Source organism: Enterococcus sp. DIV1368d (assembly GCF_050542975.1).
GTDB classification, from domain to species: domain Bacteria; phylum Bacillota; class Bacilli; order Lactobacillales; family Enterococcaceae; genus Enterococcus_D; species Enterococcus_D casseliflavus.
On sequence record NZ_CP172939.1, the window covers coordinates 1663497 to 1683917 of the forward strand.

18 protein-coding genes are annotated in these 20421 nt (G+C 41.5%); 11 read left to right on the forward strand and 7 right to left on the reverse strand.

The features are described 5' to 3' along the window. Nucleotides 1-28: 28 nt before the first annotated feature. The gene (gene glmM / locus IGJ44_RS07685; protein WP_005225959.1) at nt 29-1384 is read left to right on the forward strand and encodes a phosphoglucosamine mutase; all 1356 of its coding nucleotides are present in this window, start codon (nt 29-31) and stop codon (nt 1382-1384) included. A 291-nt stretch (nt 1385-1675) separates the two neighbouring features. Here the strand turns inward: glmM and glmS are convergent, their stop codons facing one another. After that, nucleotides 1676-3487 (reverse strand): glutamine--fructose-6-phosphate transaminase (isomerizing), encoded by a 1812-nt coding sequence (glmS, locus tag IGJ44_RS07690; RefSeq protein ID WP_128431915.1) that lies wholly within the window; start codon nt 3485-3487, stop codon nt 1676-1678. Between the two features lie 445 nt (nt 3488-3932). Here glmS and IGJ44_RS07695 point away from each other — a divergent pair, with 445 nt between their 5' ends. From IGJ44_RS07695 to IGJ44_RS07730, 8 genes are all read left to right on the forward strand, one after another. Then, nucleotides 3933-4223 carry a hypothetical protein gene (locus tag IGJ44_RS07695; RefSeq protein ID WP_005225961.1) on the forward strand — a complete coding sequence of 97 codons (291 nt, stop codon included), beginning with the start codon at nt 3933-3935 and terminating at the stop codon, nt 4221-4223. 31 nt (nt 4224-4254) lie between these two features. Next, complete coding sequence (gene sppA, locus IGJ44_RS07700; protein ID WP_005225962.1) at nt 4255-5286, forward strand: signal peptide peptidase SppA; 1032 nt, start codon at nt 4255-4257, stop codon at nt 5284-5286. 2 nt (nt 5287-5288) lie between these two features. Then, on the forward strand, nt 5289-6119 hold the full coding sequence (locus IGJ44_RS07705; RefSeq protein ID WP_167827376.1) for an RDD family protein: 831 nt from the start codon (nt 5289-5291) through the stop codon (nt 6117-6119). Nucleotides 6120-6156: 37 nt separating this feature from the next. Beyond that, nucleotides 6157-7104 carry a hypothetical protein gene (locus IGJ44_RS07710; protein WP_015509612.1) on the forward strand — a complete coding sequence of 316 codons (948 nt, stop codon included), beginning with the start codon at nt 6157-6159 and terminating at the stop codon, nt 7102-7104. Nucleotides 7105-7223: 119 nt separating this feature from the next. Continuing rightward, nucleotides 7224-8507, forward strand: a complete 1284-nt coding sequence (tig, locus tag IGJ44_RS07715) for a trigger factor (protein WP_005225965.1) — start codon at nt 7224-7226, stop codon at nt 8505-8507. Nucleotides 8508-8733: 226 nt separating this feature from the next. Continuing rightward, nucleotides 8734-9978: an ATP-dependent Clp protease ATP-binding subunit ClpX gene (gene clpX / locus IGJ44_RS07720; protein WP_167827375.1), complete on the forward strand. Its 1245-nt coding sequence runs from the start codon at nt 8734-8736 to the stop codon at nt 9976-9978. Nucleotides 9979-10047: 69 nt separating this feature from the next. After that, nucleotides 10048-10632 (forward strand): ribosome biogenesis GTP-binding protein YihA/YsxC, encoded by a 585-nt coding sequence (gene yihA, locus IGJ44_RS07725; RefSeq protein WP_005225967.1) that lies wholly within the window; start codon nt 10048-10050, stop codon nt 10630-10632. A gap of 171 nt (nt 10633-10803) precedes the next feature. Continuing rightward, nucleotides 10804-11685 (forward strand): helix-turn-helix domain-containing protein, encoded by an 882-nt coding sequence (locus tag IGJ44_RS07730; protein ID WP_167827374.1) that lies wholly within the window; start codon nt 10804-10806, stop codon nt 11683-11685. A gap of 113 nt (nt 11686-11798) precedes the next feature. Here IGJ44_RS07730 and IGJ44_RS07735 read toward each other — a convergent pair whose 3' ends face one another. Further along, complete coding sequence (locus IGJ44_RS07735; protein ID WP_015509616.1) at nt 11799-11975, reverse strand: SPJ_0845 family protein; 177 nt, start codon at nt 11973-11975, stop codon at nt 11799-11801. Nucleotides 11976-12104: 129 nt separating this feature from the next. On the opposite strand from IGJ44_RS07735, the gene IGJ44_RS07740 reads away from it, so the two are divergent. Continuing rightward, the gene (locus tag IGJ44_RS07740; protein WP_167827373.1) at nt 12105-13436 is read left to right on the forward strand and encodes a hypothetical protein; all 1332 of its coding nucleotides are present in this window, start codon (nt 12105-12107) and stop codon (nt 13434-13436) included. Between the two features lie 88 nt (nt 13437-13524). On the opposite strand, the gene IGJ44_RS07745 is transcribed toward IGJ44_RS07740, so the two are convergent. The 5 genes from IGJ44_RS07745 to IGJ44_RS07765 all read right to left on the reverse strand — a co-directional run bounded on the left by IGJ44_RS07745 (nt 13525) and on the right by IGJ44_RS07765 (nt 18633). Then, entirely contained in the window at nt 13525-14412 is an 888-nt protein-coding gene (locus IGJ44_RS07745; RefSeq protein WP_317756472.1) for an IS3 family transposase, read from the reverse strand. Beyond that, on the reverse strand, nt 14370-14936 hold the full coding sequence (locus IGJ44_RS07750) for a helix-turn-helix domain-containing protein (protein ID WP_016249831.1): 567 nt from the start codon (nt 14934-14936) through the stop codon (nt 14370-14372). Before IGJ44_RS07750 ends, IGJ44_RS07745 begins: the two co-directional genes overlap by 43 nt. Before the next feature lie 88 nt (nt 14937-15024). Then, nucleotides 15025-16950 (reverse strand): PTS fructose transporter subunit IIABC, encoded by a 1926-nt coding sequence (locus IGJ44_RS07755; protein ID WP_010748178.1) that lies wholly within the window; start codon nt 16948-16950, stop codon nt 15025-15027. A 13-nt stretch (nt 16951-16963) separates the two neighbouring features. After that, the gene (pfkB, locus tag IGJ44_RS07760) at nt 16964-17881 is read right to left on the reverse strand and encodes a 1-phosphofructokinase (protein ID WP_015509619.1); all 918 of its coding nucleotides are present in this window, start codon (nt 17879-17881) and stop codon (nt 16964-16966) included. After that, on the reverse strand, nt 17878-18633 hold the full coding sequence (locus IGJ44_RS07765; RefSeq protein ID WP_074535983.1) for a DeoR/GlpR family DNA-binding transcription regulator: 756 nt from the start codon (nt 18631-18633) through the stop codon (nt 17878-17880). Before IGJ44_RS07765 ends, pfkB begins: the two co-directional genes overlap by 4 nt. Nucleotides 18634-18838: 205 nt before the next feature. Here IGJ44_RS07765 and IGJ44_RS07770 point away from each other — a divergent pair, with 205 nt between their 5' ends. After that, nucleotides 18839-20305, forward strand: a complete 1467-nt coding sequence (locus tag IGJ44_RS07770) for an alpha-amylase (protein WP_074535981.1) — start codon at nt 18839-18841, stop codon at nt 20303-20305. The last annotated feature ends 116 nt before the right edge of the window (nt 20306-20421 follow it).

Below are 20421 nucleotides of genomic sequence, written 5' to 3' on the forward strand. Positions count from 1 at the left end.
TAGAGAATGAATAAGAGAGGTTATTAAAATGGGAAAATATTTTGGTACTGATGGTGTTAGAGGAGAAGCAAACAAGGAGTTGACACCTGAATTAGCATTTAAATTAGGTCGTTACGGCGGCTATGTATTAAGTCAGCATGAAACTGGGGACCGCCGTCCCCGTGTTTTGGTGGGACGGGACACACGGATTTCTGGACAGATGCTAGAAAATGCATTGATCGCTGGACTATTATCTGTCGGGATCGAGGTATTCCAATTGGGTGTTATTTCTACACCGGGTGTTGCGTACTTGACGAAAGTGCAAAAAGCGAGTGCAGGTGTAATGATCTCTGCCTCTCACAATCCTGCACAAGACAATGGCATCAAGTTTTTCGGGAATGATGGCTTTAAATTAGTCGATGAACAAGAAGCTGAAATTGAAGCATTACTTGATGCACCGGAAGACACACTTCCACGTCCTTCTGCCGATGGCTTAGGAACGGTGGATGAGTTTCCAGAAGGGTTGTTGAAATACTCTCAATTTCTACGTCAAACGATTCCTGATGATTTGGAAGGAATCACGGTGTGTGTTGATGCAGCAAATGGCGCAACAGCAACAAGTGTCAATCGTTTGTTTGCCGATCTAGAAACAGAATTCTTCACAATGGGGACGTCTCCAGACGGGTTGAACATTAATGATGGTGTGGGATCGACTCACCCTGAAGCGTTAGCTGAATTTGTCGTTGAAAAAGGGGCGGATGCTGGTCTTGCGTTTGATGGAGATGGTGATCGGGTCATCGCAGTAGATGAACTAGGAAACATCGTTGATGGCGATAAAATCATGTATATCTGTGCGAAATATTTAGCGGAGCAAAAGCGCTTGAACCAAGGAACGATCGTGACAACAGTCATGAGCAATTTAGGGTTCCATAAAGCAGTGGAAGCAATTGGACTGAAAGATGTCATCACACAAGTCGGTGACCGTTATGTCGTCGAAGAAATGCGTAAAAACGATTATAATTTTGGTGGCGAGCAATCAGGTCACATGATTTTCTTGGATTTCAATACGACAGGTGACGGTTTGCTATCAGGAATTCAACTATTGAATATCATGAAACAAACGGGCAAGAAACTGTCGGAATTAGCAGGAGAGGTAACGATCTATCCACAAAAACTTGTCAACATTCGAGTGACAGATAAAAATGGCGCGATGGATGTTCCAGCTATCCGTAAAATCGTGGAAGAGACAGAAGCAGAAATGAACGGCGAAGGCCGTATCTTGGTTCGCCCTTCAGGAACAGAACCATTGCTTCGGGTGATGGCAGAAGCGCCGACCATTGAAAAAGTCGATTACTATGTAGAAAAAATCGCAGCGGTCGTTCGAGAGGAAATCGGTGCGGAATAAACGAAGAAGTAAGACGATCAAAGATATCCTTTGGTCGTCTTTTTTGTCTACTTACCAGCAAGAAGCCAACTTGCGAATTAGAGAAACTTGTCAACGATTTTGTCGGCAACGCTTAACAGAGGAGACGCAGTGGGCAAGCCTTGCGAAGGATAGTTGCTTTTAAAAGTCTTTTCGGATTTGTTGTGCAGTAGACAAGAAAAAAAGAACCCCTATGAACGATCGAGTCATCGAACGAGGAGTTCTTTTTATTATACAGAAGATAACCAATTCGGTTTCAATCTTTTAAAAAACTTATTCAACGGTAACGGATTTTGCTAAGTTTCTTGGTTTATCAACATCGAATCCACGTTGTAAAGTAGCAAAGTAAGCCAGCAGCTGTGTTGGAACGACTGCCACTAAGCTGGTTACCAATGGGTGAACATTTGGCAAAATGATTTGATCAGTCGCTTTTGCTAACTCTTGACTAACGATCACAAGGGTGTGAGCCCCACGAGATTCGACTTCTTTCAAATTGCCTCGCGTATGAGAGCCGGTCACTTCTTCCGTGATCACACCGATCACTGGTGTACCTTCTTCGATCAACGCGATGGTGCCGTGTTTTAATTCACCAGCCGCAAAGCCTTCCGCTTGGATATAAGAAATTTCTTTTAATTTCAATGCCGCTTCCATCGATACATAGTAATCATTTCCACGACCAATATAAAAGGCGTTGCGGGTATCAGATAAGAAATCTTCAGCAAATTGACTGATAACAGCTTTTTCATCTACTAGAGCTTCCATTGCAGAAGCAACGATGCTTAGTTCATGGAAGACATCAAAGTCCAATGCTTCAGGAACAGCTTTTTCATCACCAATGGCTTTTGCTAACAACGTCATCACTGCGATCTGTGCAGTATACGCCTTTGTAGAGGCAACAGCGATTTCTGGACCAGCATGAAGCAATAAGGTATGGTTCGCTTCTCGAGAAAGAGTAGAACCAGCAACGTTGGTAATCGTCAGACTAGGAAGACCTAACTGGTTGATCGTCACTAATACTTGACGGCTATCTGCCGTTTCACCACTTTGTGATAAGAACAAGAAGAAGGGGTTTGCTGACAACAATGGCATGTTGTAGCCAAACTCACTAGATAAATGAACTTCAACAGGGATCTGTGTTAGTTTTTCTAAAATGGCTTTTGCTGCCCAGCCCGCATGATTGCTAGTACCACAAGCAATGATGTAGATCCGATCGCTAGCTAAAAGTTCGTTTTTTAATGCTGGATCGATCACTACTTCACCAGATTCTCCTTGATATTCTTGGATCAAGCGGCGCATTACAGTTGGTTGATCATCGATTTCTTTTAACATGTAGTAAGGGTATGTTCCTTTTTCGATGTCAGTCAGATCTAGTTGTGCTTCATAAGACTCACGGTACACAAGGTTTCCTTTTGGATCTTCGATTTCGATCGCATCGGCTGTTACGGTCACCATTTCGCCATCTTCGATCTCAACAAAGTGAGTCGTTTGATCGAGCATTGCTAAGGCATCGCTACAGATGACATTGAACCCATCTCCCAAACCGATCAATAAAGGACTTTTGTTTTTGGCAACATAAATGGTTTCTGGATCATTTTTTTCTACTAAGGCAAAGGCATAAGAGCCGCGAATCAAGGACAAAGCTTTTTTAAAGGCTGCTTTGGTCGTGCTATTGTCTTGCTCCTTCAATGCTTCAATCAAATGAACAACGATTTCCGTATCTGTTTGACCTTCAAATTGGTGGTTGCTTAAATATTCTTGATGAAGCTCTTCAAAGTTTTCGATCACACCGTTATGAACCAACACGAGTGCTTGGTTTGCTGAAGTATGAGGATGAGCGTTCATTTCTGATGGCTTACCGTGGGTCGCCCAACGGGTATGTCCGATACCGATCGTTCCTGTTACTTCAGAAGTCACTTTTTCTTCCAAGTTTTTGATTCTTCCTTGGGCTTTAATTAAGTGATCCGAAGTCCGATCAGCGACATAAAGACCTGCTGAGTCATAGCCGCGATACTCTAAGCGTTCCAATCCGTTCAAAATAATTCGTTCTGCATTTGATTTTCCTACGATTCCTACAATTCCACACATAATGATAATCCTACTTTCAAAAAATTTAGTTTGGCATTATGTATTTCTATCTGCGTAGCAAGTCTTTGTCATCACCTTACGATGAGATTTGTTCTTGCCTGTAGAGTGCAGTCCCTAGAGTCATCCGCCGAATGTTTCGATAAACTCTTTCCTCGTCATCTGTTTCCAGATCAGGCGCTATCCTTATTGGTCTATCTATCCTCCTTGTGAGATATTTTATAGAAATACAAGCAATATCATAATATTTATTCCTGTTTTTGTCAACTCAAAGTTATATAAAAATAATTGGTATAGTTATTGGTAAGGTTGATTTGAACCTGTTTTAAGGAAATCAAAACAGCTGACATAGCTTTGTCGAATAAGATTCCCAAGAAATTTCCTCATAAAGCTATGCTTTTTTTTTTAAGTTCGCTACAATAAAAAAGTAAGAAAGTGAGGGAATGAAATGCCAGAATTTGTAAATTGTATGACTTTTTCAGAGCTAAAGAAAATGGTAGCTGCGATAGAAAAAGATCCTAATGTCACAGATGAAACAAAGGTCATGTTGGATACGGGCTGGGACAGCTTGCAAGAAATTTTGCCTGGATCAGTCACCGTGGAAACCGCGCAAACATTCGAAGTCCAGGATGAACTGACAAAGGAATTTTTTGGCGGCTACGTCTTAGCTGAAAAAAGTGAGAAATTTGATGCGGTTGGAGACGAAGAAGCAGTGATCGTCATCAAAAATCTATACTAAAAATGGGAAAGGTGAAAAGTTAGGTGGGAAAATGAATAAAAGAAGATGGATCGCAGCGGCGATCGCAGCAGGGTTATTTATCTGCTCGGGGGTTTTTTCAGTAATCACAAATCGTCCAGAGCAAGAGGAAACTCAGACGCTACAAGGGTTAAATGCTTTGTTCTATGGAAGTAATGCGATCGAAGAGACAACGTTAGTTGCCGGAGATCAAGACAATCGCATCGTTCGCTTATCTTTAGAAGGAACCATCGCCAGCAGCTCCAGTGGTGGCTTATTCACAACAGAATCTTATGATCATCAGCGATTTTTAGAAGAACTACGGATGATCCAAGAAGATCCAACTATTGGGGGCATCTTGATGGAAGTCAATACCCCAGGAGGCGGCGTCTATGAAAGTGCGGAGATCGCTCGTGAGTTAGCAAAAATCAAAGAGTTAGGGATTCCAATGTATGTCAGTATGAAAAACATGGCAGCCAGTGGCGGTTATTATATCTCGGCAGGTGCTGATAAAATTTTTGCAACGGATGAAACCATTACTGGTTCAATCGGGGTGATCATGTCAGGGCTAAACTATGCTGGCTTATTCGAAAAGCTAGGGATCGAAGACAATACGTATAAAAGTGGCGCACTAAAAGATGTAGGTTCATCAACGAGAGAACCCACAGAAGCCGACAAGGAAGTCTTGCAGACCTATGTCGACAATGCCTATGGTCGGTTCGTAAAAATCGTAGCAGAAGGACGTGGCATGACAGAAGAAGCCGTTAGAAAGATCGCTGATGGCCGCATCTATGATGGGCAGCAAGCAGTGTCCGTTGGTTTAGTGGATGAAATCGGTTTTCCTGAAGATACATTAGCAGCAATGCAAGCAGATCTAGGCTTGGAAGATGCCGAGATTTTCAGCTATGATGTTTCCTCTACTGGATTTGCTTCTACTTGGTTAGGTTCAAGTTTAGCCGAACTGCAAGGATTAAAAGAATCAAACACAGAGCGAGTGATCCAATTGATGGAAAGCCTTGGAACCAGCGATGCTCCGAAACCTCTTTATTACTATGGAGGTGAATGACTATGACAGAGAAAAACAAGTATTCCGCTGGCACATCGTCAACGGATGACAATCACACGAGTACGTCAATCGATCAAAGGGAACAGCGGGAAACCTCGACACCGTCAACCGGTCATACGGATGTGCCAACTGAAGCGCAGGTTTCAGAAACAACCGAACCAGTAAACGCCAGCAAAGCGATGAGGAACGCACAAGTAAATCATCCCGATGATTTTTACCAACAAGTCTTAACGTCTTTTAAAGAAGAAGAGTATACCCAAAGCGAGATCGAGGAAAAACAACAAGCCTGGCAACGGTATGAAGAACCTGAAAAACAGGCAGAAGACAAACGGTTCTTCAATGATTTTCCTAGCTACTTTTTTGCTGGGTTTTGGATTCGTTTCTTTGCTTATCTCGTTGATGTGTTGGTGATCCGAGCGATTACCCAAATAACGATCGGTAGTATCTACAATCTAGCGAATTTAACGGCAACCAATCAGCGGTTTGGCCTTTACAACATCTGTGCCTTAGCAATCTATCTAGGCTATTTTGTTCTAATGACAAAGCTAAATCATGGTCAAACAATTGGAAAAATGCTTTTTGGCATTCGAGTGGTTTCTTTTGTAGAGGAAGAACTCAGCTGGCAAACCGTGTTGATTCGCGAGCTATGCGGACGCTACGTATTACAATTCAATCTTTTCTTTTATCTCGGTTATTTACCAATCGTCTTTAATAAAAATAAGCAGCAGGCTGCGGATTATTTTGCAGAAACCAGTGTGGTGACCATTAATCTGATCAAAGCTTTCAATAAACAGGTGGATGCCAATCACGTAATGATTGGCGCACAAAACTAACTAGCAGATCAAGCAAGTAGTAAAGGAGGGATCGAGAATGGGTGAGACGATTGATTTCCCAGGACCAAATGAACGGCTTCGGCTGGCGGCAGAAAAAGCCTACCAGTCAAAGGAGTTTTTGCAAGCTTTTCGCCTGTACAATGAACTCTATCAAAAAAATGCCAGTTTTGAGATCAATCAATGGCTGGTTGAATGTCTGCAGCAGTTGAATGATTTTGCCAAAGCGTTAGATCTGGCGGAAGACTATTTGGATGATTATCTAAAAGAAACCGACGGGTATTTACAAATTGGTCATCTGCTGATCTTGGATGGTCAGTATTTAAAAGCTCGGCGCTGGCTTACATTAGGTAAAAAAACAAAAATTGCAAGCCGCTATCAGGAACAGTTAGCAAGTGAATTAGCAAAGGTAGAAGAAGTGCAGCAAATTTTAGGACTGGAAGATTTTCATGGGAAACGCAAGCATTTACGTGCATTAGATGAAGCCAATCAACCGGTGAGTGCAACAGAATGGCACGTTTTTACCCAAGCCATTACCAAACCACAATTTGTCACGCTGATGCATGAAACGTTAGCTTCCATCAAAAATCCATATTTGCTGCCCAAATTAGTGGATGAGCTCGTGCGTCTTGAAGTGGACGAACCTTTTGAACTGATCGATTACCTTGGGAATATGCAGCAAATCGTTCCGAAAGAGTTAAAACTTTTGCAAGAAGATGCCGCTGTTAAAGCGATCCAGAAAGAGATTGACGAAACGATCGCCCAAGAAGATCCGATTTTAGCAGAAAGCGTCTCAGCAGAGATCAATGATCATTTAGCCATCAGCTACCCATTTTTACCTGCAAAAGAGGAGGCAAAAGCATGGGTGGCAAGCTACATTGAAGATTATCGTGGGTTATTTGAAGAAAAAGAACAGCCAAAAGCAGTGAATGAAATAGAAGAACGCAAACGACACCTACGCAATATCCTACGATTGAGCATTCGCTGAAAGAAAAATTCGCAACTTTCATGGTAAAATGTTTACAATTAAACAACGTTAGTGTACTATTTAAAGGTATGCATGAAGCTATTTCATATGTAAATCAATTAATATTCGGAGGGAAATAAATGACTGCAAAATGGGAAAAAACAGGCACCAATGATGGTGTTTTGACATTTACGATCGCTCAAGCAGAAATCCAAAAAGGCTTGACGACTGCATTCAATAAAGTGAAAGGCAATCTTAACGTACCTGGCTTCCGTAAAGGAAAAGTTTCACGCCAAGTATTTAACCGTATGTACGGCGAAGAAGCATTGTATGAAGATGCATTGAACGCTGTTCTTCCAGAAGCTTATGAAGCTGCTGTAAAAGAAGCAGGGATCGATCCTGTTGCGCAACCAAAAATCGACGTTGACAGCATGGAAAAAGGCCAAGATTGGGTTATCAAAGCAGAAGTTACTGTAAAACCTGAAGTAAAACTTGGTGATTACAAAGAATTAACAGTTGAAAAACAAGACCGTGAAGTAACAGAAGAAGACGTGGATGCACGCATCAAACGTGAACAAGAAGCACAAGCTGAATTAGTTATCAAAGAAGACGAAGCAGCTGAAAATGGCGACACAGTCGTTATCGACTTTGAAGGCTTCTTAGGGGAAGAAACATTTGAAGGCGGCAAAGGTGAAAACTACTCACTTGAACTTGGCTCAAACTCATTCATCCCTGGTTTTGAAGAACAGTTAGTAGGAACAAAAGCTGGTGATAGCAAAGACGTTACCGTTACTTTCCCAGAAGATTATCAAGCAGAAGATTTAGCTGGTAAAGAAGCAGTCTTCAAAGTAACTGTTCACGAAGTAAAAGCAAAAGAACTTCCTGAATTAGATGATGAATTCGCAAAAGACGTTGATGACAGCGTTGAATCATTAGCTGAATTAAAAGAAAAATACCGTGCTGAATTGACTGAAACAAAAGAAAAAGCAGCTGAAGATGCAAAAGATGAAGCTGCGATCCGTCAAGCAGTTGAAAACGCAGAAATCGTTGAATTACCACATTCAATGGTTCATGATGAAGTACACCGTTCAATGGATGAATTCTTGAACAACATGCAACGTCAAGGAATCTCACCAGAAATGTATTATCAATTAACTGGTTCAACTGAAGCAGATCTGCACACACAATTTGAAGGTGAAGCAGAAACCCGCGTGAAAACAAACCTTGTTATTGAAGCAATCGCTAAAGCAGAAGGTTTGGAAGCAACAGAAGAAGATATCGAAAACGAAATCAAAGAACTTTCTGAAGCTTACAACATGCCAGTGGATCAAATCAAACGCGTCTTAACAGAAGACATGTTGAAACATGATATCACGATGAAGAAAGCAGTTGAACTTGTCACAGGTACTGCAAAAGAAGCGTAAGCAAAATGCTTAAAAACGGCGAACATCTAGCGGTGTTTGCCGTTTTTTCTTGGGAGTAAGAGGGGCTAGTTTAACAATTACTAACAAATGATAAGAAAACGTTAGGCAACGTAAAAAGAACTTTTTCTTTCAAAAAAGTTATGATATGATTGTTTAAGACTGCAAAGTTAGTAAACAAAATTCCACTCCTTTAAATAGGTTGGAAAATTTTCAAGGGGTGAACAGTATGTACGATAATACAAACGGTAATGAAGCTGTTCGTTGTTCTTTTTGTGGCAAAACGCAAGAAGAGGTGAAAAAGATCGTTGCAGGTCCTGGGGTCTATATCTGTAATGAATGCATCGATTTGTGCAAAGAAATCATTGATGAAGAGTTTTACGAAGAAGCAATTCGTGAATTTACCGAAGTGCCGAAACCGCAAGAACTACTGAATGTTCTCAATGAATATGTGATTGGACAAGATCGTGCGAAACGGACATTGGCTGTAGCGGTTTACAATCACTACAAACGGGTCAATGTAGAAACGACAGCAGAAGATGTAGAATTACAAAAAAGCAATATTTGCTTGATCGGACCAACAGGTTCTGGGAAAACATTTTTGGCACAAACGTTAGCACGTTCACTAAACGTGCCTTTTGCAATCGCTGATGCAACCAGTTTGACAGAAGCCGGCTATGTCGGTGAAGATGTGGAAAACATTCTTTTGAAACTGTTACAAGCTGCTGATTATAACGTAGAAATGGCAGAAAAAGGAATCATCTATATTGATGAGATCGATAAAATCGCCCGTAAGAGTGAAAATGTATCGATTACTCGTGACGTATCCGGTGAAGGCGTACAGCAAGCATTGCTGAAGATCCTAGAAGGAACGACTGCTAGTGTACCGCCACAAGGTGGACGGAAACATCCACATCAAGAGATGATCCAAATTGATACCACCAATATTCTCTTTATTGTTGGCGGGGCGTTTGACGGAATCGAAACCATCGTTAAAAACCGTTTAGGTGAAAAAACAATTGGTTTTGGCACGAACAATAAGCGCCTTGAAGAAGGCGAAAGCGTGATGCAGCAAATCATTCCTGAAGACTTGCTTAAATTCGGTTTGATTCCTGAATTTATTGGCCGCTTGCCAGTGATGGCTGCGCTAGAGAAATTAACAGTAGATGATTTAGTGCATATTTTGACTGAACCAAAAAATGCGCTGGTCAAACAATACCAAAAGTTAATGGCATTAGATGACACCGAGCTGGAATTTGAGCCAGAGGCTTTGCGTACCATTGCTGCGCAAGCCATTGAGCGAAATACCGGTGCTCGCGGGTTGCGTTCGATCATCGAGAATATCATGATGGATGTCATGTTCAATGTCCCTTCTGATGAGTCGATCCAAAAAGTCACCATCACGGAAGAAGCGGCAAAAGGACTTGGTGAACCAAAAATCATTTACAATGAAGAGACCAAAAAAGCAGTCTAATCGAGACCAAGTCGGATAGTTTCATTGCTATCCGGCTTTCTTTTTGAAAAAATAGAAAGGAGCGATTCGATGAAAGTACATGATGCTGAAATCGTCATCAGTGCCGTTTCTCCAGCACAATATCCAGCTACACCTTTACCGGAGATTGCCTTAGCAGGCCGCTCAAATGTCGGAAAGTCATCCTTCATCAATACATTGATCAATCGTAAAAATTTAGCCCGTACCTCATCAAAACCTGGGAAGACGCAAACGCTGAACTTTTATTTGATTGAAAATACGCTGCATTTTGTCGATGTCCCCGGCTACGGCTATGCAAAAGTATCGAAAACAGAGCGAGCGAAATGGGGGAAAATGATTGAGACATATCTTGAACAAAGAGAGCAGCTGCGTGCAGTCGTATCTCTTGTTGATTTACGTCATGCCCCCTCACAAGAAGATATTCAAATGTATGAGTTTTTGAAATACTACGAGATTCCAGTGATCGTGGTCGCCACCAAAGCAGACAAAATCCCTCGCGGGAAATGGAACAAGCATGAAAGCATGATCAAAAAAGCATTATCCTTTGATCCAGCAGATACGTTTATCCTCTTTTCTTCCATTACCAAACAAGGAAAAGAAGAAGCGTGGAAAGCGATTGAAGCAGCAATAAAATAATTATCATTTAGGAAACCGAAGCAAGAAAGTCCTTTGCTTCGGTTTTTCTCATTTTACAGTGGAAATTAGCTGATTTAAGCTATTCTACGCAGCGTAGAGTGCTGAATTTGCTCAATTTTAGCGAAAATCTCCTTGTTATTTGTTAAACTTGTAACAAGGAGGTGTGGTCGAATGCATGAATCATTAAGTAAAAAATTAAAAGAGTATCGATCAAGACATAATTTAACACAGAAGGAATTAGCTGCGAGGTTATTTGTTTCTGATAAGGCCATTTCAAAATGGGAACGAGGAAATGGGTTGCCAGACATCGAGACATTGGTCCGTCTAACCGATTTATTAGGCACACCAGTGGAAGAGCTATTAAAAGAAAAAAAAGAAACCTACTATTATGAATACAAAAGTGAACGGACGGTTCTGCGGCTTCCGTTGATGCACATTTTGATTCCCAATTTATTCTTATTACTGAATCAAGTGACGAGTGTTCGAGGGTTTTTTGTGCTGATGAAAGAGTTACCAACTGCCAGCGGCTGGTTTAGCCTTGGTGTCAAAGCCAAAGGGATTATTGCTTTGGGGGTTGTCAGTTTAGGCTTTTTATCGATTGGCTTATTGTCCTTCGGAATGTTGGGAATTGGGACAGTCAGTATCGGTGTCATTGCAATAGGGAATCTCTGCTTTGGCTTATTAGTTGGGATTGGCAATCTTGCGATCGGTTCGATCGTTGTCGGTAATCTTGGCGTTGGCTGGCTCGCTCTAGCAAACGTCGCAATTGCTTGGATTGGGGTCGCAAATTATGGTGTAGGGAGTTTTATGGCTGTTTTGCCCGCAAATTCATCAACGGAAGATTTTAACCAAGCGATTCAACAACTCTTAGTCTCTGAGATCCCTGACTTGATTAAAACCACTATCTTTGAACCAATGATTCGTTTTACAAGCTCACCGATTTTTGTGGTGATCTTCGTGATGACGATCTTAACAACCATCTTTTTTATTCTTTGTTTGTTGACCATTGGCTTGGTGCGATTACGTCAAAGTATGTTGTATGAAGAGCTATAAGAAAACCTCTAGATGATGATTCTGATCGTTGAACTTCTGTAGCTTCAGTGGCTCATTATCTATTTCGGCAAGTAAAAAAAGGCAAGGGACTGACGCGTCCTTTGCCTTTTTTATTAGTCTGCTTTCTTACTATCTTTAGGTTGTGTTTTTTTCTCTTCATCAGATTCGTTTTTCAAGAAACGCTCAATATCGTTTTCCTGCTTTTTCTTGTCTTTGTCGTTATCGGGAAGAAAGGCAAAATCATCAAACATTTTATCTAGCGAGTCTTCTCGTTGGAATTTTAAGCCCATAGGTTCACCTCCAAGCGCCTTAAGTTTACCACGAACGGTGGTAGATTTCATCAAAAAAAAGCGAAATAGTGTTCAATCGTTTCCCCCTTTACTATAATTAAAGAAAGGGGATAGAAAAGAGGGATAGCGATGATCAAAACTGAAAAAATCTATGGCTTTCTACAATCAACCCAAATGGAAGCAGCACAGTTGCGTTTGTTGATTGAAAATTGGTTCGCTTTGGTTCGTCTTAGCTATCAGCCGACGGAATACTACTACAATCAACAAGCAAAGAAACCTTATGATTTTGATGAAATCAGTCGGTTGTTGCATAACGCCCCTGAAGAAATCAATACAGAAATTATTGTCACGGATGGACAAAATGAGTCTAGTATCCATATCATTCAAGAGGCTGTTTTGCAACGGCACCTGTTTACGAAAGACGTATTTTCCACGCAAAAACCCGTGATTTTAAGTTACTTCGATGAAACGATGCAAAGAGATGGCTTGTTCGGCTATTTGCGTTCATATGACGAGTACTTGATGCATAACGTCGAGGGAATCGAGAAAAGGCAAAATTTTCAATCGATTGCTGAAATCAACGCGTTACCGAAGCGGAAAAACTTTGAACAAGAAATCGTCATCGACTGCAATCAGTTTTCTGGTTACGACGTCTTTTACAATGGCTATACACTGACTTCTTGCTGGCGCATGTACTTTTCGGCATTCTACGCGCATATCATTCCTCAGGTGATCATTACTGATGCGCAGCAGGTGGAGCAAGTGCAGGTAAGAGACCAAGGGGTTGTGATGGTGGAATTGTATCGAGATCCTTTCCAGTGGGATCACGAATTGAATCTATCCTACCAGCGATTGTTTCGCGATCAAACTGGAATCGATCAATTGACTTGGGATAACGGGGTCGGTATTTTGAGAGAACCATATATTGAATATGCCTTTGGCGATCACTTGATCCAAACCATCCAATACCAAAATGATCGACTGCAGCCAACAACAAAACGAAGCGCGACACATTTTGTCACCAGAAGCTTCGACCTCGTGAACGAAGAGTATCAAGAGCGGAGAGTGAAAGGGTATTTGAATGCCCAAGCGTATTTTCCTTGGGTGGATCAAGAGCGGTTGCGCATGATGGATTATATCGTGTTAAAGCCAGAACTAACGATAGACGATGGAGTAGAGGCTTATTCATTCTATATTCGTAGCCATCTTGAGATTGAATATTCAGAGGATCGTTTTAAAGACTATACTGCTTGCCTGCAATTTTATTTGCCGGAGACTGCTTTGAAGCACTTACCGCTAGATGCTTTGAAAGCGGCCATGCCTGATGTTCATTTTGGCTATCTGCACCGCACGCGCAAATATACATGGGTCAATCTAAAGAAGGATGGGAAAAAACTACGAGTGTATTTTATGAACACCCAAAAGCTAGTCGAGCAGCAGCTTTTTACCAATCAAGAATGAAAAAGACCCGCAAGTGTAGTGACCCCAAAAAGTTAGACTTTTATGGAGTGGAGAAATTCACTCCTTTTTTGTACGATAAGATTAACTGTTAGACAGCTGTTTTTACAGCTTCTCGAAACTGAACCGGACTTCGCCAATTTAATTTCTTTTTGATGCGTTTATGGTTGTAATAATAGATATATTGGTCAATTTTTGTTTTCAATTCATCTAAACTCCGATAGACTTCTCCATGAAAAATCTCTTGCTTTAATAAACCAAAGAAGTTTTCCATAGGTGAGTTATCTAAACAATTCCCTTTACGAGACATACTCTGGAAGATTTTATGTTGCTTCAATTTATTCTTATAAGCATTCATTTGATAGGCCCATCCTTGATCTGAATGGAAGGTTCTACGAAATGGACAATCATTTGTCATCTGGATTGCTTCTTCTAATCCTTCCATTATGGCTAGTGCGTTTGGTTTTTCAGAAATCCGATAAGATAGAATTTCACTATTGTAGAAATCCATGAAAGGATCTAAATACAGCTTTTTCTGACGAACGACACCTGTGGTGTCTACTTCATAATACTTAAACTCTGTGGTATCAGTTGTAATTTTTTGGTGACAGATATTTGTATAAAACCGACGATGAATACGATTTTTGGCGACAGTACCAACCTTCCCACGATAAGAATTGTACCGTCGAGATTTTCTAGTGTAAGACTTTACTTCGATACCTAGTTTTTTTATCAGACGTTGAATCTTCTTTTTATTGACATGAATCCCTTGATTCTCTAATTCTTTTTTTAGTCGCAGACAGCCATAGTCTTTATGCTCTTTGCGAATTTCAAGCATTTTTTCTTCAATTTCTTGGTCTGGGTTTGGTCTGTCAAACCGTTTCTGCCAATACATATAGGTTGCTTTAGGAAATTTCAATGTTTCAAGAAGCTCAACTAGTTTGAATGATCCTCGGAGGCTGGCGATGATTCGTGCGATTGATTCTTGCGTCTTTGCTGGGCTTCCTGTTTTCGCAGCTTCCTCAACTCTTTTAAAAAGGCATTCTCAATTTGAAGGGATCGGACTTGCTTTTCTAATGCCTTGATACGCTCGCGTTCTTCAGTTGTTGTATTTTCTTTTTTGTTTTCTTTTTTTCTAGTCAAAGTAAGTGGTCGCCCTTTCTCTTTTGAGAGCCCCTCAATACCTGCTTCTCTGAAATTACGCATCCAATTGGCAATAAGCGCAGGGTTGTTCATTTCTAAAGTGCTAGCAACTTCTCGATAGGACATCTCACTTGTTTGATATAACTCTAGCGCATTTAACTTAAATTGAACAGAATATTTCTGATTTTGATGCTTTCTCAATAGACCTTCCTCTCCGTATTCACGATAGGCATTCACCCAATTACTTACTTGAGACTTGCTTGAAATACCGTATTTGTTGGCAAGATACCGATATCCGCCCACGCCACTAAGATATTCTTTAACGATTTTTAGTTTTAATTCAAAAGGATATTTTGCCATACAAATAACGACCCCCAAAAGTTAGATTTTTTGGTCTAACTTTTGGGGGTCGCTTCAAAGATCACGAGGATCTTGTGGGTCTTTTAAATTAGGCTGTTTGCTCAGGTGCTTTTTTCAACAAACCGAATACGACGCCAGAAACGATCGCACCGATCAAGATGAATAGCAAGAACAAAATTGGTTTAGATAATAATAGGACAACGAAGATCCCACCATGTGGCGCCATCAATTGGATATCAAAGGCACCGACAAGTGCACCAGTCAGGGCAGAACCGACGATAAAGCTTGGGATCGCTCGCAGTGGATCTGCTGCTGCAAATGGAATCGCACCTTCTGTGACGAAGGACAGCCCCATGACGATATTTGTCAAACCTGCTTCTTTTTGGTCTTTTGTAAATTTATTTTTGAACAATAACGTTGCGACAAAGATTGCTAATGGAGGAACCATTCCGCCCGCCATTACAGATGCCATCACGACGCTACCACCTTCAGCAACGGTCGTTGCCAATGTTGCAGTACCAAAAACATAAGCGGCTTTGTTGATTGGGCCGCCTAGATCGGCTGCCATCATCGCTGCTAACAAAGCGCCAAGTAAAGCTGCGTTGGTACCACTTAAGCCAGTCAAGAAGCTGTTCAAACCGTCGTTGATAGCTTTCATTGGCACGTTGATCAGTAACATCAAGAAGCCAGTGATCAATAGGCCGAAAACAGGGTAGAAGAGGATCGTTTTGATTCCTTCTAATGATTTTGGTAAGCCTTTGAATAATGAACGTAAGAACTTGATGACGTAACCAGCTAAGAAACCGCCGATCAAGGCACCTAAGAAACCAGCACCACCTGTATTTGCTAACGCACCTGCTGCAAAACCGACGATCAATCCAGGTCGGTCACTGATACTTGAAGCGATAAATCCAGCTAAGACAGGTAGCATAAAACCAAATGCCGCGCTACCGATTTGATTGAACCAAGAAGCTGCTTGGTTGTAGTTTCCTAATTGACTCAAGGCATCTTGAGGGACACCCATGAACTGGTCCACCATGAAGGAAATAGCGATCATGATTCCACCGGCAATAACAAATGGCAGCATATGAGAAACACCATTCATCAAATCTTTATAGATTCGTTGACCGACTGAACCATCAGCAGAAGCGTCCTCTTTATCAGAAGCTTGGCCGCTACCATGAAAAACAGGAGCAGTACCGCTCATTGCTTCATTGATTAATTGCTCGGTTTTACGGATACCATCACTGACAGGACGGTTTACTAAATGTTTGCCGTCAAAGCGATCCATTTCTACTTTTTTATCAGCAGCTACGATTACACCAGTAGCTCGGGCGATATCAGCTTCTGTTAGACGATTTTTGATTCCTTCTGAACCATTTGTTTCGACTTTGATGTCAACACCCAGCTCTTTGGCTTTCTTTTTCAAAGCATCTTCTGCCATGTAGGTATGGGCGATTCCTGTCGGGCAAGCTGTAACTGCGACGATATAGGGACGTTCGCTAGCGGGTGCTGCTTCTTGGTTTGCCGCTTCTTCTGCTAAAGCATCGGCTTCTTGCTGTGCCTCAGCTTCTGAGAAAAGTTGCTGTACTTGATCAGCAGTCGTCGCTGTTTTTAATTTAGCAACGAAATCCGGATCGATCAACAAGCGAGATAGCGCTGCTAATGCTTGTAAATGAGTATCATTTGCTCCTTCTGGTGCTGCGATCATAAAGAAGAGGTACGTTGGTTGTCCATCTAACGCCTCATAATCAACACCCGCATTACTTTTTGCGAATAAGACCGTCGCTTCTTTGACCGCACTGTTTTTGGCATGAGGCATTGCGATGCCGTCACCTAGCCCTGTTGATGTTTGAGCTTCTCGGGCAAGAATTCCTTCTTTGTAGACCTCGATATCTGAAATTCGTCCGACAGCATATAATTTTGCTACCATTTCATCAATGGCACCTTTTTTGTCTGTTGCTTGTAAGTCCATGATCATGGCATCTTTCAGCATCAACTCATTGATTTTCATTTTTTCCATCCTCCTATAGATTCACTTGTTCAATTATGACTTCCGGTAGTAATTCTTCGATAAATGACGCCTCAGCTAAATCATCTGAAAACGCAGTGGCACTGCCACAAGCGACTCCCCATTTGAATGCTTCAACCACATCTTTGGTCTTTGCATAACGCCCAATGAATCCAGCAATCATGGAATCTCCAGCGCCAACTGAATTTTTCAATGGCCGTTTCAACACATTGGATCGATAGATCTCATTGCCAGTAAAGAGCAGGGCGCCATCGCCGCCTAGAGAGACAATGACATTTTTAGCGCCATCCTTTAGCATTCTTTGACCATAAGGCAAAATATCTTCGATTGTTGAAAAAGAAGTTTCATAAAGTTCGGCTAATTCATGATTATTTGGTTTGATCAGCAAAGGCTGATCGGATAAAGCATCAAAAAGTTCCGCGCCGGTCGTATCAATGACAAATTCCGCACCCGCTTCTTTAACGATTTTGATCAATTCTTTATAAAAGTCGGTTGGAAGACCAGCTGGTTTACTTCCTGAAAGGATGACGATGTCTTCGGCAGAAAGAGTGGCTAACTGGTGTTTTAATTCAGCAATTTCTTGCTGGCGAATGACTGGACCAAGACCGTTGATTTCTGTTTCTTCGCCGGATTTTAGTTTGATATTGATTCGTGTGTCCGCAGCGACTTGGGTAAAGTTGCTGTTGATTTCCTCTTTGGTCAGCCACTCTTCAATAAAACGACCAGTAAATCCGCCAACGAAACCAAGGGCAGTCGAGGCGATGCCGATGCGTTTCAAAATCCGTGAGACATTGATTCCTTTGCCGCCAGGTAGTTTAAAGTCTTGTTTCATTCGATTAAGGGCGCCGATTTCCAAATGATCGACATGGACGATAAAGTCGATCGATGGATTGAGTGTTACTGTGTAAATCATTGTATTACCTCCATAATGGTTGTTTTTGCTCTGAATTTCGCTAAATAGTTTTTTGGGCAATAATCGGTGATGATCGTCGCACCTTCGATAAAGGCAACTTGAGCAAAAGTCGTTTGCTGAAATTTGGAATGGTCTAGCAAGACATAGGCTTGTTGACTGTGCTCTAAAGCGATCTGCTTGATCAGGGCTTCTTCAGGATCAGGTGTTGTGAATCCACCCTCAGAATGAGCCCCGTTCATGCCCATAAAGCAACGATTAAAGCGTAGTTTTCGCAGTTGTTCACCAGCATTGATCCCTAACACAGCGTTCGTCGATATCTTAATGGTTCCCCCTAAAATCATGGTGTCGATCCCGTGATCGATCAATAGGGAAGCGTGTTTGACGGAGTTTGTGACCACCTTAAGGCCTGTGATAGCCGATAGGAAAGGAATCATTTCGAGGGTCGTTGTTCCAGCATCTAAGTAAATGACTTCACCATTTTTGATCGTCTGGGCAGCTGCTCTTGCTATCTTTTGCTTTTCCGTTTGAAACTTCGCCGTTTTTTCTGACATGTTTGGTTCGAAGCCTAATTGCTGACTTTTCTTGGCTCCACCGTGAATTCTGACTAAAAATCCTTTGTCTTCCAACTCTTGCAGGTCTCGACGGATCGTTGATTCTGAAGCATCCAACAGTTGAATCAGTTCACTGACCTTGACGATCTCTTCTTGTTCCAATCGTGCCAAAATCGCTTGATGACGCTCCTCTGTAAGCATTTTCATCACCTCTTCACCTGCCATGATACCATATGATTCGTTCAAAATCAATCATAAACAGTAAAAAACATTCAAAATGAAAGCGTGAATAAATGTATTCGGTCATAAACGGTCATGATAACCGTCATTTTGATTTAGTAGCTATCCTTATATTTGACAATTTTTACTATTATTTGGCTTAATTGAAGTAAGGGGGGATAAATAAATGAATAACAAAGTCATTTTACAAGGGTTCGAATGGGACCTGCCGGCAGATAGCCAGCACTGGAACAAATTGAAAGAAATGAGTAAAGAAATCAAAGAGTATGGATTTACCGCAATTTGGCTGCCGCCTGCCTATAAAGGGACAGCTGGGTCCGAAGACGTTGGCTATGGTGTCTATGATTATTATGATCTAGGCGAATTCGATCAAAAGGGGTCGGTGCCAACAAAATATGGGACAAAGGATGAATACCTAGAAGCCATCAAAGCACTGCAAGAACAAGGAATAGAGGTTTATGCCGACATCGTTTTCAATCACTTGATTGGTGCCGATGAAAAAGAAGTCGTTCCAGCGGTTAAATACAATACCGAAAACCGTAATGAACCGATCAGTGATGAGGAAGAAATCGAAGCTTGGACCAAGTTCACTTTCCCAGGACGTCAGGGGACGTACAATGATTACGTTTGGACGTGGCATAATTTTTCTGGTGTCGATTATGATGACCGCAACAAAGACCACGGGATTTTTAACTTCGCTGATAAGGGCTGGGAAAACCAAGTGGATGATGAGATGGGTAATTACGACTATTTAATGGGCTGTGATTTGGACATGGAAAATCCCGAAACAGTGGAACAACTCAATAAATGGGGCCAGTGGTACCAAGAACTGACCGGCGTTGACGGGTATCGACTAGATGCGGTCAAACACATTGAGTTCAACTATTACGCGGATTGGATCTTAAACCGACGTGAGGAAAAAGGCAAACCACTATTTGTTGTCGGAGAATATTGGTCAGGGGATCTGCCAAAATTAGAAGAGTATTTAGATTCTTCAGGAAATTTGATTTATTTATTTGATGTGCCATTGCACTACAATTTATATGAAGCATCTCACTCAAATGGCGAATACGATATGAGCCAAATTTTTGCAGGTACGTTGACCGCCGCTCGCGAAGATTATGCAGTGACTTTTGTGGATAATCATGACACGCAGGTTGGGCAAAGTTTACAATCTTGGATAGACGGATGGTTCAAAGTCCATGCCTATTCATTGATCCTTTTACGTAAAGCTGGCGTACCAGTAGTTTTCTGGGGGGATTTATTTGGGATTCCCGCGCAAGAAATCGCCCCTGTCGGGGATGCGCTGGTCCATATGCTGAAACTTCGGGAGAAGCTTGCATTTGGGAATCAAGTGGACTATTTTGATGATTCTAATTGTATTGGTTGGGTATTAACGGGGGATTATGAACACGAACTTTCTGGATTGGCGGTCGTGATGACCAATGCTCAAGGTGCGGAAAAAGAAATGACCATCAGCGCGATCCATGGTGGAGAGACATTCGTAGATATATTGAGAAATAATGAAGCGAAAGTTGTTTTAGATGATACCGGAAAAGGACTTTTCCCGGTAAATGATGGCCAAGTGTCAATCTATGTGAATGAAAAGCTAGTAGAGAAATACTTTAGCTGATCTCTTGCAATAGACATAATAAAAAGGCTGTGAGTTTACAGCCTTTTTATTATGTAAACAAACAATAGACTGACTTTTTTCTTTCAAAACTGATGGCTTCGTGAGTACTAAAATCA

Coding starts and splice junctions, on each gene's coding strand:
- IGJ44_RS07770 (WP_074535981.1), top strand. CDS start 18,839: ATGAATAACAAAGTCATTTTACAAGGGTTCGAATGGGACCTGCCGGCA.
- IGJ44_RS07740 (WP_167827373.1), top strand. CDS start 12,105: ATGATCAAAACTGAAAAAATCTATGGCTTTCTACAATCAACCCAAATG.
- IGJ44_RS07750 (WP_016249831.1), bottom strand. CDS start 14,936: ATGGCAAAATATCCTTTTGAATTAAAACTAAAAATCGTTAAAGAATAT.
- IGJ44_RS07755 (WP_010748178.1), bottom strand. CDS start 16,950: ATGAAAATCAATGAGTTGATGCTGAAAGATGCCATGATCATGGACTTA.
- yihA (WP_005225967.1), top strand. CDS start 10,048: ATGAAAGTACATGATGCTGAAATCGTCATCAGTGCCGTTTCTCCAGCA.
- glmM (WP_005225959.1), top strand. CDS start 29: ATGGGAAAATATTTTGGTACTGATGGTGTTAGAGGAGAAGCAAACAAG.
- IGJ44_RS07695 (WP_005225961.1), top strand. CDS start 3,933: ATGCCAGAATTTGTAAATTGTATGACTTTTTCAGAGCTAAAGAAAATG.
- IGJ44_RS07710 (WP_015509612.1), top strand. CDS start 6,157: ATGGGTGAGACGATTGATTTCCCAGGACCAAATGAACGGCTTCGGCTG.
- IGJ44_RS07705 (WP_167827376.1), top strand. CDS start 5,289: ATGACAGAGAAAAACAAGTATTCCGCTGGCACATCGTCAACGGATGAC.
- tig (WP_005225965.1), top strand. CDS start 7,224: ATGACTGCAAAATGGGAAAAAACAGGCACCAATGATGGTGTTTTGACA.
- pfkB (WP_015509619.1), bottom strand. CDS start 17,881: ATGATTTACACAGTAACACTCAATCCATCGATCGACTTTATCGTCCAT.
- IGJ44_RS07765 (WP_074535983.1), bottom strand. CDS start 18,633: ATGCTTACAGAGGAGCGTCATCAAGCGATTTTGGCACGATTGGAACAA.
- sppA (WP_005225962.1), top strand. CDS start 4,255: ATGAATAAAAGAAGATGGATCGCAGCGGCGATCGCAGCAGGGTTATTT.
- IGJ44_RS07735 (WP_015509616.1), bottom strand. CDS start 11,975: ATGGGCTTAAAATTCCAACGAGAAGACTCGCTAGATAAAATGTTTGAT.
- IGJ44_RS07730 (WP_167827374.1), top strand. CDS start 10,804: ATGCATGAATCATTAAGTAAAAAATTAAAAGAGTATCGATCAAGACAT.
- clpX (WP_167827375.1), top strand. CDS start 8,734: ATGTACGATAATACAAACGGTAATGAAGCTGTTCGTTGTTCTTTTTGT.
- glmS (WP_128431915.1), bottom strand. CDS start 3,487: ATGTGTGGAATTGTAGGAATCGTAGGAAAATCAAATGCAGAACGAATT.